The following is a 13,003-nucleotide window of genomic DNA, read 5'->3' on the forward strand; positions in this document are numbered from 1 at the left end:
GGCAAACTGGTCCTCAGCTCCGACACGGGCGCCATCAGCCAGACCGGCGCCTTCAACGTGGGCGCCGACGGCAGCAGCTTCACCACCAGCTCGGCCGGCCAGGCCGTCACCCTCTCGTCGGCCAATGTCTTCAACGGCAAGACGATTGCGATCCACAGCGGGGCGGACGCCAGCATCACCGCCGATGCACTCAAGTTGGCCAGCAGCACCATCGCGGGCAAGCTCATCGCCACGGCTACGAGTGGCAGCATCACGCAGACCGGCGCGCTGAGCCTGGGCGCCAATGGCAACAGCTTCAGCACCTCCGGCGCGAGCCAGTCCATCACGCTCAACGCCGCCAACCTCTTCGGCAGCAACACGGTCGCGTTCAACAGCAGCGCCGACACCAGCATCACGGCCGACACGCTCAAGTTCGCCACCAGCAGCATCGCAGGCAAGCTGCTCGCCACCGCCACCAGCGGCAGCATCACCCAGACCGGCACACTGACCCTCGGCGCCGACGGCAACAGCTTCACCACGTCCGGAACCAGCCAGGCCATCACGCTGAACGCCGCCAACGCCTTCGCCGGCAAGACGGTCGCACTCAACAGCAGCGCCGACGCCAGCATCACCGCCGACACGCTCAAGTTCGCCGCCAGCAACATCAGTGGCAAGCTCGTGGCCGCGGCCAGCACCGGCAGCATCAGCCAAACCGGGGCCTTGAACCTCGGCGCCGATGGCAACAGCTTCTCGACCGCCGCCGGCCAGGCCATCACGCTGGGCAGCGCCAATGTGCTCAACAACAAGACCGTCGCGCTCAACAGCGGCGGCGATGCGGCCATCATGGCCGACACGCTCAAGTTCGCGACCAGCACGATCGGCGGCAAGCTCGTCGCCACCAGCAACTCCGGCAGCATCACCCAGACCGGCGCGCTGAACCTGGGCGCCGACGGCAACAGCTTCAGCTCGGCCCAGGCCATCACGCTGGGCAGCGCCAATGTCCTGAACGGCAAGACCGTGGCGCTCACCAGCGGCGCCGACGCCAGCATCACCGCCGATGCGCTCAAGTTCGCCGCCAGCAGCATCGGTGGCAAGCTCATCGCCACGGCCAGCACCGGCAGCATCACCCAGACCGGCGCGCTGAACCTCGGCGCCGATGGCAGCAGCTTCTCGACCGCCGCCGGCCAGGCCATCACACTGAACAGCGCCAATGTCTTCAACGGCAAGACAGTGGCGCTCAACAGCGGCGCCGATGCCAGCATCACCGCCGATGCACTCAAGTTCGCCGCCAGCACGTTGAACGGCAAGCTGCTCGCCACCAGCAGCAGCGGCGACATCAGCCAGACCGGTGCCCTGAACCTCGGAGCCGACGGTAGCGTTTTCCAATCTGCTCAGGGCGTCACGCTGGCCAGCGCCAATCTTTTCAATGGCAAGACCGTCGCGCTCATCAGTGGCAGCGATGCCAGCATCACCGCCGATGCGCTGAAGTTCGCCAGCAGCACCATCGGCGGTAAGCTGGTCGCCACGGCCAACACGGGCGCGATCACCCAAACCGGTGCATTGAACCTCGGCGCCGACGGCAACAGCTTCACCAGCTCGGCAGGCCAGGCGATCATTTTGACCGGCGCCAATGTGCTCAACGGCAAGACGGTGGCCATCCACAGCGGCGCTGGCGCCAGCATCAGCGCCGACGCTCTGAAGATCGCTGCCAGCACGGTCAGTGGCGATTTCACAGCCACCGCCACCAGCGGCACCATCAGCCAGAGCGGCGCACTCAGCATCGCGGGCACCAGCCACTTGAACGCGGGCAGCAACGCCATCAACTTGAGCCAGGCCAATGATTTCCAGGGCCTGGTGCACCTGGCCGGCGGCGACAGCCAGGTTCGCGACATCAACAACCTCGCACTCGCAACGGCCCAGGTCGGCAATCTGACGCTCAACAGCCAGGGTGCACTGAACCTGGGAACCACAACAGCCAGCCAGCTGACGGCCACCAGCCAAGGTGGCGCCATCACGCAGGCCGGGGTCTTGACCGTCGCCGGCGACAGCAGCCTGGATGCCGGCAGCGGCACCATCGTCCTGACACAGGCCAATGCCTTGGCCGGCCGCGTGTCGCTGAGCGGCGGCAGCACCGAGCTGAACAATCAGCAGGCTTTGAGCCTGGGCAGCTTGAGCGTGGGCGCGCTCGTCGTGAACAGCCAGGGGCCGCTCAACCTGGGCAGCGGCCAGGCCGGCAGCCTTGTGGCCAACAGCCATGGCGGTGCCATCACGCAGAGCGGCGCCTTGCAGATCGCCGGGAGCAGCCAGCTGAACGCCGGTGCTGCGGACATCACCCTGGATCAAGCGGGCAATGACTTCCAATCGACGCTGTCGCTGACCGGCGGGCGGGTGCAGCTGCGCGATCAGAATGCCCTGAGCCTGGGCGCGCTGCAGACCGGTGCGCTGACCCTGCGCAGCCAGGGCGCGCTGCTGCTGGGCGCCGGTGAACTGGCCAGCTTGGACGCGCGCAGCGAGGGCGGCGCCATCACGCAAAGCGGTGTGTTGCGGGTGCTCGGCGATGCCTCGCTGAATGCGGGAAGCGGGGCCCTGCAGCTCAGCCAAGCCAATGAATGGCGAGGCGCCGTGCGCGTGGACGCCGCGGCGGTGAACCTGAACAGCGCCACAGCACTGAACCTGAGCCTGGCCAGCGGCGGAGCCGCCGTGCTGCGAGCGGCCGGTGACCTGCAGCTGTCCGGGCAGTCACAGTCCCTGGATGCCGCCAGCGCTGGCGCCATCACCTTGGGCACGACGCAAGTTGATCAACAGCTCCTCTTGAGCAGCCAGCAAGGCCTGCGCCAGTTGGCCGGCAGCGCCTTGCAGGTGGGCGGTGGCAGCCAGATCCTGGCGGCAGGCCAAACGGTGGATCTCCGTGGCACGCAGGGTGGGCCCAGCAACCGCTTCGGTGGCGAGATTGACATTCAAGCAGCAAGCCTGCACCTGCGGGCCCAGGGGCCGTTGCGGGCCGCGCTGCAAACCAGCGCGGGCGCCGATCTCGATAGCCTGAATGATGCCGTCCAGCTGCGCGGCCATGTGGGCGGCGATCTGATCAGCCACAGTGCGGCTGCCACAACGATCGCCGGCTTGCAGGTCGATGGTGGGGCACAAATCACGGCCGGCACCAGCCTCAGCCAGAGTGCGGCCCTGCATGTGGCGGGCGCCAGCCGCATCAGCAGCGGCACGGGCAGCCTGAACTTGGAGCAGGCCGACAACCAGTTCGGCGCCACGGTGCAGCTGCAAGCCGGAGGCGCCGCCCGCCTGCGTGCCGCCAGCGCGCTGGACGTGGTGATCAACAGCGGCCCGGGCGACAGCCGGGTCGAAAGCCTGGGCAATCAACTGACGGTGACAGGTCAAACAGGCGGTGCGCTGCAGCTGGAGAGCGCCGGCAGCCTGAACCTGGGGGCGCTGCAAACCGCCGCAGGCCTGCAAGCCCGGGCCGAGCAGGGCGTGAGCCAGAGCGCGGCACTGAACCTTGGCGCCTCCAGTCGCATCGAGTCGAGGCGCGCCGCCTTGCTTCTGGGCCATGCGGGCAACCGCTTCCAGGGCTCGCTGCAGCTCCAGTCCGGCGGCAGCCTGGATCTGAACAGCGCCGGCAATCTCGACCTGAACCTGGTGAGCGGGCAGGGCGCCCGCATCAACAGCCATGGCAGCTTGAGTGTGGCAGGGCAGAGCGCAGGGGCTTTGCGCAGCCGCAGCACGGCCACCACGGCATTCGCGGGCTTGCAGGTGGCGGACAGCCTGGACAGCGAGGCCTCGGCCTTCAGCCAGAGCGGCGCTTTGATCGTGGGCCGCGACGCGCAGCTTCGCGCCACCGCCGGCGGCGCCCGGCTGGATCAGGCCGGCAATCGCTTTGGCGGTGCGCTGAGCCTCTCGGTCTCGGGCGGGGCCAGCCTGAGCAGCAGCCAGGACCTGGTCTTGACCCTGCAGACCGAGGAGCAGGCCTCCATCCAGCTCGGCCAGGGCCAGCTGACGCTGTCAGCCCAGGCACGCAAAGGCTTGAGCGTGGAAAGCGGTGGTGGCGTCCAGCTGGCCGCCAGCCAGGTGGACGGCGTCTTGAGCATCCAGGCGCAAGGCCCGGTGACGCAAAACGCCGCGCTGCGCAGCCAGGGCTTGTTGCTGACCGGCCCCGGTGCGGTGCAGCTGACCCATGCCGACAACCAGATCGGCAGCCTGGCGGTGCGCAGCGCGGGCGTCGCCGATGGCGCCATCGCCGTGCGCAGCGCCAGCGCGCTTCGCGTGGCAACGCTGCAGGGCGTGGGGGGCGAGACCGTCGCAGGCATTCAGCGCCAGGGCGACGTCAGCCTGCAGACCGGCAGCGCCGGCCTGTCGCTGGAGGCGGGCATCGCGACCGGATCGAACACGCTGAGGCTCGAATCCAGCGGTGCGGTCAGCCAGAACGAGGCCGCCACCATCCAGGCTGCGCGCCTGGCCTTGCTGGGCGCCGGCAGCTTCCAGCTGCAATCCGCCGGCAATCGCATCGATGCCGTGGCCATGAGCGGCGCGCCGGCCGCGGCGGGCCTGAGCGCTGCGCGCGACGGCAGTATCAGCCTGCGCACGGCGGGGGCGCTGCAGGTCGACACGGCGCAGGGTCTGCAGGGCATTCAGCGCCAAGGCGATGTCAGCCTGCGCAGCGACAGCGGTGCCCTGCGTCTGAACCAGGCGGTGCAAGCCCAAGGCAGCCTGTTGGTCTTGCAGGCTGCAGGCACGGTGAGCCAGGCCAGCGGCGCCACGGTGCAGGCCAACGGCCTGGAGCTGCGCGGTGCAGGCGCGGTGCAGCTGGATCAGGCGGGCAACCGGGTCGAACGCCTGGCAGCCCTCGGGGGCGGCGGGGCTGCGGGCAGCGACGGCGCCCTGCGCTTTCACAACAGCGCGGCGCTGGAGCTGGGCACGGTGCTGTCCAGCGGCGTGCAGCGCCAGGGCGATGTCAGCGTGCGCAGCGCCAGCGGCGATCTGCGGCTCAGCCAGCCCATCCAGCTGGGCGGCGCCACCCTGCGCCTGGACAGCGCGCAAGGGCGCATTCTGCAAAACGGCGGCCGCATCGAGGCGGGCAACTTGGGCCTGCGCGCGGCCGAGGGCATTGCGCTGGGGCAGGACAACGCCTGGTCGGGCCTCGTGGCGGCCCGCAGCGAGCGTGGCGACCTGCTGCTGCGCAACAGCCAGGGCTACACCGTGGCCGAGCTTGCCGGGGATGGCGATTTGTTCGCAGGCACACGCGGCCTCGCAGCGCCCGCGGCCGGTGCGGCCGTGGTCCTGAACACGGGCAGCGGCCTGGTGCAGCAGGCCCCGGGCGCCGGCATTCTGGCGGAAGGGCTGGAGCTGCAAGGTGCTGCCGCCTACAGCCTCAAGGACGCCAGCAACCAGGTGCAGCGCTTCGCCGCCGTGCAAGGTGGCGCCAACGATGGCGCGATCGACTACGTCGACCAGGACGGCTTCGAGGTCTCCAGCGTCAAGGGCAGCGGCATCCAGCGCTCCGGCCGCGTGCAGCTGAGCAACCCGGCGGGGCAGTTGACGCTGGAGCCGCAAGCGGCCGCCCTGGTCAGCCTGCAGGGCGGCACCGTCAGCGTGGCCAGCCCGCAGCTGGTGGACGGGCAGCTCAGCCTGCCGGTCTTCACTTTGTCCGGCACCATCACCCTGGACAAAGGCCAGCTCAGCCTCAAGGCCCTGCAAGGCGCCAAGGTCGATGCCGAGCGCCTGGGCCGTTACCAGGCCGAGCTGGGCCTGGCCAAGGAGGTCATCCTCGTCGATGCGGCCGGCCGCCCCGTCAAGATCCTGGCCGATGTGTTTGTGCAGAACTCGGGCGCCATCCGCGTGGCTGAGGGCGCGCAGCTTCATCTGCAGGCGGAGCAGGGCGCTTCGGCCAGCCTGCTGCAGACCGACAATGATTTCAGCGGCGGCTTCAGCGCCAGCCTGGGCAAGACCAATGCGGCAGGCAGCACGGAAGACCGCGGCCCCCGCTCCCTGCTGCAGCTGGCAGGCCAGACCATCCAGCTGAAGAACGAAGGGGTGGCGGCCGATCTGCTGCATTTCACGGCCGACCGCATGAGCACCGTGGATCAGGCCCAGATCACGGCGCGCATGAGCTTCAACAACACCCTGGGCACCCTGACCCAGATGCCGGCCCTGGTCTTCAACTTCGGCAGCCAGGCGGCCACACCCAGCAACCCCAACCCCTTCGGTGTACAGCCCTCGGGCAGCTTGAAAGTGCAGGTGGGCACCGACGGCCTGGCGGCGCAAGGCGGCGCCGAGGCAGGCTATGTCAGCCTGCGGCCCAACACCCGCTTGGACCCCACACGCACCCAGAGCCTGATCGCCAACCGCGCAGCCATCTATCTCTCGGGTCGGGAAACCGGTGTGGCGGGTTACCTCTTCTTCTACGACGGCGCCGGCGTGCAAACCGAGATCCCGATCTACTACAACGGCTATGCGCCGAGCTCGCCGCAGGTGGAAGGTGCGCTGTCCTCGATTGCATCCGTGTCGGAATCCGCGCGGCGCGACCGCTTCGAGGAAGCCGTGCGCACCGAAAACGTGGCCTCGCGCCTGCGTGGCGGCGTGATCACCGAGGTGGGTCCGGGCAGCCCGGCCACCAAGGGCAGCTCGGGTGCAGCCTCGCCGGCCGGCTGCAATGTGGCTGGCGGGGATGGCAGCAGTGGCCAGAGCCCTTTGAGCTGTGCCGCCGGCAGTTGAGTCCTCGCCTCAATTCGGCTGCAATAAGCCCCTCAGCCAGGCTGCCCAGCGCGCGCCAGTTGTAGAAAATCACGGCGGCCAGCCCAAGGCAGGCGGGTCGCAGCCAGCGATGTCACGAACTGCGGCTTGCCAAGGCAATCCGCATTCCATCTCCCGGAGAAACACATGAGCAACACACCCACCAACCGTCCCCGTCGCTTTGCCCTCAAGGCCGGCGGAGCCATGGGTCTGGCACCCTTGTTGATCGGCAGCGGGGCCGCGACGGCACAGTACGGCAGCAGCTACGGTCGCGCCCCAGCACCGACACCAGCGCCGGCCCCCGTGCCTGCCGCCCCTCCCTCGACAGCGCTTGCCGCCACGCCCGGTGCGCCGACCGGCCCTGTGGATGAGGTACGCCTGGCCTTGCTTCTGGGCAATAACGAGTACCCCGCGCAGCAGGACCTGCCGCCGATCCCAAAGAACATCCGTGACCTCAAGGCCTCGCTGGAAGCCAAGGGTTTCGCGGTCACCGACGCCCTGAACCTGGACCTGCCGCGCTCACGCGCCGCCATCGACGCGTTCTCGCGCACCGTGGCCGCATCGCCGCCGAATGCGACCATCTTTTTCTATTTCGCCGGCCACGGTGTGCAAGACCAGGCTCGCAATCTGCTGATTTCGGCCGGGGTCAACCCCAGTGTGCTCGGTGATGTGCAGAACGGCAGCCTGGAGCTCAATCTCGATGTGGTGGGGCCGCTGGCGCCACGCACCACGGGCGCGACCTATGCCGTGATCGACTCCTGCCGCGTGTCGCTGCGCAGCGCGCTGCGTGACCGCGACGGCCTGAACCAGGTCGAGGCCCCGGTCGGCTGCCTGATTGCCTTCTCCACCGCGGCGGGCAAACCGGCCATCTCCTCGGCTTTGCCCACCGAGAACACCTTCTACACCGCCTCGCTGGTCAAGGTGCTCAACGCCAGCAGCGAGGACACCAGCTTTGTCGACCTCTTCAAGATGGTGCGGCGAGATGTACGGGACACCATGCTGAACCATCCAATCAAGGAGATCCGCATGGTGGCGCAAGACCCCTTCATTGCCGACAACACCCGGGTCAATGTGCCTTTGCATCGCCGCAGCGCAGCCCAGATCGCCCAGGCACAGGCTGCGACCCAGGCAGAAGAGGAATCGCTGTGGCGGGAGATCCAGGCCGGCCTCTGGCCCGCCGACATCGTGCGCCTGTGCAGCAAGTACATCGAGCAGTTCCCCCAGGGACGGCGCCGCCAGTCGGTGGAGGTGGCCTTGGAAGGCGCACAAGACTCCGCCAAGATTCTTCAGCGCAACGACGTCAAGCTCTACAAGAGCTCGTTCCACAACACAGCGGCCCAGAATCCCACCCTGCAACAGGACATTGCCCGCGCCGCTCGCGGCGACAAGGACGCGGCCAAGCGCATCGGCGTGATCTACAAGGACGGCAGCACGGGGCAGGAGCTGGGCCGCTATGAAGGCTGGCTGCAATACGCCGCCTGGCTGGGCAATGGCATTGCCAGCTACGACCTCGCCCTGCTGTACCGAAAGCTCGATCAGCCCGACCTGGCTGCGCGTTATGAGTCGCGTGCGCGCGAACTCGGTTTCACGCCGCCGCCATCGCTCAAGTCCGGCTTGAAGTGATCCATTGAGGGGAAGTTCTGAACAGCTCAATCACCTCGCTTCACCCCCAGCTTGGCCAGGATGGATTCCATCAGGCACCAGCGGGTGAAACCACTTTGCAACAGATTGGCGCCCACGAATGCGGTGAAGGCCAGCCACCAGCTGGAGACGAATACGGGGCTGCCAGGCAGGCCCAGGGCGAGGGACAGCAAGATGAAACTGCCGGCGACGATGCGGACGATTTGCCATGTGCTCATGGGTGTGAACTCCGGTGAAGTGGTGAGGAAGAAACGGGCAAAAAAGATGGGCAGAGGCTGAAGCAGCGCACGCAGGTTCAGTGGGCCTGCAACAGGTGCTGACGATGGCGGTAGGCCATGTAGTAGAGCGTCGGGATCACCACCAAGGTCAGCAGGGTGGAGACGAAGATGCCGAAGATCAGCGAGATGGCCAGGCCGTTGAAGATGGGGTCATCGAGGATGAAGAAGGCACCCATCATGGCCGCGAGGCCCGTCAGCATGATGGGCTGGGCGCGGGTGATGGCGGCGCTGACGATGGCGCGCTCGAACGGCAAGCCTTCGCTCAGCTGCAGATTGATGAAATCTACGAGCAGGATGGAGTTGCGAACGATGATGCCGGCCAGCGCGATCATGCCGATCATGCTGGTGGCGGTGTACTGTGCGGCCAACAAGGCGTGGCCCGGCATCACACCGATGAGGGTGAGCGGGATCGGCGCCATGATGATCAGCGGCGTCAGGTAGGAACCGAACTGCGCCACCACCAGCAGATAGATCAGCACCAGGCCCACGGCGTAGGCCGCGCCCATATCGCGGAAGGTCTCGTAGGTGATCTGCCACTCGCCGTCCCATTTGATGGCGTAGCCACGATACGCATCCTGAGGCTGGCTGACGAAGTACTCCGCCAGGCCCGCACCATCGGGCGCCTGGATCTTGGCGATCTCGGAACGCATGCTGAACATGCCGTAGAGCGGGCTGTCGATGGCCCCGGCCATATCGGCCACCACCATGTTCAGCGGCAGCAGATCCTTGTGATAAATCGGCTGCTCGCGCAGCGTGTCGCTGACCGTCACCAGCTCACGGATAGGCACCAAGGCGCCGGTGCTTGAGCGCACCGAGAGCGAGAGCAGGGCGTTCAAATCGCCTTGTGATTCCGCCGGCAGTTGCAGCAGGGCCGCGGCCGGGTACTTGCTTTGCTGATCGTGCAGCCAGCTCACGGCCTCACCGGCCTGGGCAGCATGCAGGGTCGAAACGATGGCCTGCTGGGGAATGCCGAGCAGGGCGGCCTTGCGGCGGTCGACCAGCAGCAGCTTGCGCGGGGCGAAGGCGATGCTGCTGTCGTCCACGTCGACCACACCGCGCTGTTTCTCGAACACGGCACGCACCGCCTGGGCGACCTGGCGACGCCCCTCTGCCTCCGGGCCATAGATTTCAGCCACGATGGGCGAAAGCACCGGTGGGCCGGGCGGCACCTCCACGACCTTGACATTGGCGCCGAAGCGGCGACCGATGGCTTGCAGGGCAGGGCGCTCACGGGTGGCGATGGCGTGGCTTTGGGCCTTGCGTTCATGCTTGTCGACCAGATTGACCTGGATGTCGCCTTGCTCGCTGCCGGCGCGCAAATCGTACTGACGCACCAGGCCGTTGAAGTTGATGGGCGCGGCGGTGCCGGCATAGGCCTGGTAGTCGCTCACCTCGGGCACGGTGGCCAGGTGGGCGCCGAGCTCCTGCAGCACGGCCGCCGTTTGTTCCAGCGGCGTGCCGGCCGGCATGTCCACCACGATCTGGAACTCGGACTTGTTGTCGAAGGGCAGCATCTTCAACAGCACCAAGCCGGCCACCGGCAATGCCAGTGACAACGCGATCATTCCGGCGATGCCCAGGCCCAGCCAGCGGCGATGGCGTGAGCCTGTCTGGGCGTCCAGCAAGGGTTTGAAGACGCGCTCGAACACCGGCGCGAGCTTGGCCGCGAGCCCGTGCAAGGCCTGCGGATCCACCACAGTGTCGGCCGGGAGGGCCTTCATCCAGAGGCGCGCCAACCATGGCGTGACGACAAAAGCGATGGCCAGCGACAAGAGCATGCCCATGCTGGCGTTGATGGGGATGGGGCTCATGTACGGGCCCATGAGACCGGACACGAAAGCCATGGGCAGCAAAGCGGCAATCACCGTCAAAGTGGCCAGGATGGTGGGGCCGCCGACTTCATCGACAGCGCCCGGGATGATGTCCTTGAGGCTGCGGCCCGGGAACAGCTGCTGGTGGCGGTGGATGTTTTCCACCACCACGATGGCATCGTCCACCAGGATGCCGATGGAGAAGATCAGCGCGAACAGCGAAACGCGGTTGAGTGTGAAGCCCCAAGCCCAGGAGGCGAACAGCGTGACGGTCAGTGTGAGGATGACGGCCGTGCCGACAATGGCGGCCTCGCGTCGGCCCAGGGCGATGAACACCAGTGCCACCACCGAGGCGGTGGCGAACAGCAGCTTCTGAATCAGCTTGCTGGCCTTGTCGTTGGCCGTAGCGCCGTAGTTGCGCGTCTCGCTGACCGACACCTCGGCCGGAATGACGGTGTTGCGCAGGCCTTCCACACGCTGCATCACCGCTTCGGCCACGTCGATGGCGTTCTCGCCGGCTTTCTTGGTGATGGCGATGGTCACCGCAGGGAATTCGCGGCCAGGGCTGGCATCGGGCGCGCTGCCCTGGGCCTTTTCGCCGTGCCAGACATAACGACTCGGCCGCACGGGGCCGTCCTCGATGCGCGCCACATCGCGCAGGAACACCGGTTTGCCACCGTGCACACCGACGATCAGCTCGGCCACCTCAGCTGCGTTGCTCAAAAAAGCGCCCGCCTCCAAGGCGATGGCACGGTTGTTCTGCAAGAGATCGCCCAGCGGCAGGGCCAGATGCGCGCCCTGCAGGGCTTGGCGCAGGTCGGCCACGGTCAGGCCGCTCGCGTTCAGCCGCGCCGGGTCGATCTGCACGTGCAGCGCACGGCCAGGGCCGCCGATGCTGCGCACCTCGCGCACGCCGGGCACGCGCTTGAGCTCGATCTCCATGCTGTGGGCCACGCGCTCCAGATCGAAGGCGGCACTCTCGCCCTGTCTGGCGAACAAGGTCAGGGTGACGATGGGCACATCGTCAATGCCCTTGGGCTTGACCAGCGGTGTCTGCACCCCGAGGTTCTGCGGCAACCAGTCGGCATGGCTGGTCACAGTGTCGTGCAGGCGCACCAGCGCCTCGGTGCGCGGCACACCCACCTTGAACTGCACCGTCAGCACCGCCAGGCCCGGGCGAGAGACCGACATCACATGCTCGACCCCGGCGATCTGCGACAGCACCTGCTCGGCCGGTGTGGCCACCATCTGTTCGACGTCCCGGGCGCTGGCGCCGGGAAAGGGCAGCAACACATTGGCCATGGTGACATTGATCTGCGGCTCTTCCTCGCGTGGCGTGACCAGCACGGCAAAGATGCCCAGCAACAAGGCGAGCAGCGCCAAAAGCGGAGTGATCTGTGCCGACTGAAAGTACGCCGCGATGCGGCCCGAAACGCCCATGGGCGCGCGTTCATTGGGCTCCTGAAGTTTCATGCGAGGTGGCTCCTTGCTGTTTGTGCGTGCATGCATGCATGAGGCTCGGCTCAGCGCTGGCGCGCCGCGACTTGTGGATCCAGCGCAATGCGCTCGCCCGGATTGAGTCCGGACAGGACTTCCACATACCCTGCCTGAGCCGCACCCAGACGCAGCTGCCGCAGCAGCGGCTTGCCCGCGGCGTTGATCACATAGACGCCCGTCATCTCGGCACGCCGCTGCACCGCACTCTGAGGCACACGCAGCTGCGAGGCAGAGCTCAGATTGGCCGGCAGCTGCACCCGCGCGAACATGCCAGGCACCAAGCCGGGCAGGGCGGGCAGATTCAGGCGCAGCTCCATCGTGTGTGAGCTGGCATCCACTGCCGGCAAGAGCTGAAAGCTCTGCGCACGCACCGGCTGTGACTGCCCGGGCAGCTCGACGCGAAGCACTGCCTTGCCCTGGATCTGCAAGGCCTGGCTCTGGGCCAGATGAGCCCTGACGCGCAAGGCGCGGGGCTCATAGACCGTGAGCAAGGGGCGCCCAGGCATGGCCATATCGCCCAAGGCCACCGGCAAATCAGAGATCACGCCGTCGTAAGGGCTGCGCACGACATGGAAGTCGCCCTGGGTTCGGGTCAAGGCCAGCTGAGCCAGCTGCGCCTGAACCTGGGCTTGCGTGGCCTTGAACTGCGCTTCGGCCTGGTCAAGCGCTGCCTGACTGATGAAGTGCTGCTGGTGAAGCTGCTTCTGGCGCTCGTACTCACGGCTGGCCAGCTGCAAGGCCGCTCGCGAGGCCTGGGCTTGCGCCTCGCTGGCCTGGCTGGCCTGCGTGCTGGCTCGGGCATCGATGCGAAGCAGCACCTGTCCGGCACGCACCCGGTCGCCCGCCTTGACCTCCAACTGCACGATGGCACCGGACACCTGGGCCGAAACCGCCGTCTGGCGCACGGCTTCCACCAGGCCCTCGACCGAGCTGCCTTGTTGACCCGTCGCCGCGGCCACCACCATGCTGCGCAGGGTCGGAGCATGGCTGGCAGCGGTGGCGCCCGTGGTGAGCACTTCGCCGGACGCACCTGCCTGTGAAACAGGCAAGGCTGTCAGC

The 13,003-nt window shown here is 67.4% G+C and carries 5 protein-coding genes; 2 read left to right on the top strand and 3 right to left on the bottom strand.

The genetic code is table 11. The features are described 5' to 3' along the window. The first annotated feature begins 57 nt into the window (after window positions 1–57). Together AC1Q6P_RS12210 and AC1Q6P_RS12215 are read left to right on the top strand one after the other, a co-directional pair. Window positions 58–6,699, top strand: a complete 6,642-nt coding sequence (locus AC1Q6P_RS12210; RefSeq protein WP_492664087.1) for a beta strand repeat-containing protein — start codon at window positions 58–60, stop codon at window positions 6,697–6,699. 165 nt (window positions 6,700–6,864) lie between these two features. Further along, entirely contained in the window at window positions 6,865–8,340 is a 1,476-nt protein-coding gene (locus AC1Q6P_RS12215; protein ID WP_492664088.1) for a caspase family protein, read from the top strand. 26 nt (window positions 8,341–8,366) lie between these two features. Here AC1Q6P_RS12215 and AC1Q6P_RS12220 read toward each other — a convergent pair whose 3' ends face one another. From AC1Q6P_RS12220 to AC1Q6P_RS12230, 3 genes are all read right to left on the bottom strand, one after another. Beyond that, window positions 8,367–8,576: a YgaP family membrane protein gene (locus AC1Q6P_RS12220; RefSeq protein ID WP_102766643.1), complete on the bottom strand. Its 210-nt coding sequence runs from the start codon at window positions 8,574–8,576 to the stop codon at window positions 8,367–8,369. Window positions 8,577–8,653: 77 nt separating this feature from the next. Continuing rightward, complete coding sequence (locus AC1Q6P_RS12225; RefSeq protein WP_492664089.1) at window positions 8,654–11,920, bottom strand: efflux RND transporter permease subunit; 3,267 nt, start codon at window positions 11,918–11,920, stop codon at window positions 8,654–8,656. Between the two features lie 50 nt (window positions 11,921–11,970). Continuing rightward, a complete protein-coding gene (locus AC1Q6P_RS12230) occupies window positions 11,971–12,993 on the bottom strand; it encodes an efflux RND transporter periplasmic adaptor subunit (RefSeq protein WP_492664090.1) in 1,023 nt (340 codons plus the stop codon). Window positions 12,994–13,003: the final 10 nt, after the last annotated feature.

This window comes from Roseateles sp. GW835-FHT13E02 (assembly GCF_058794035.1).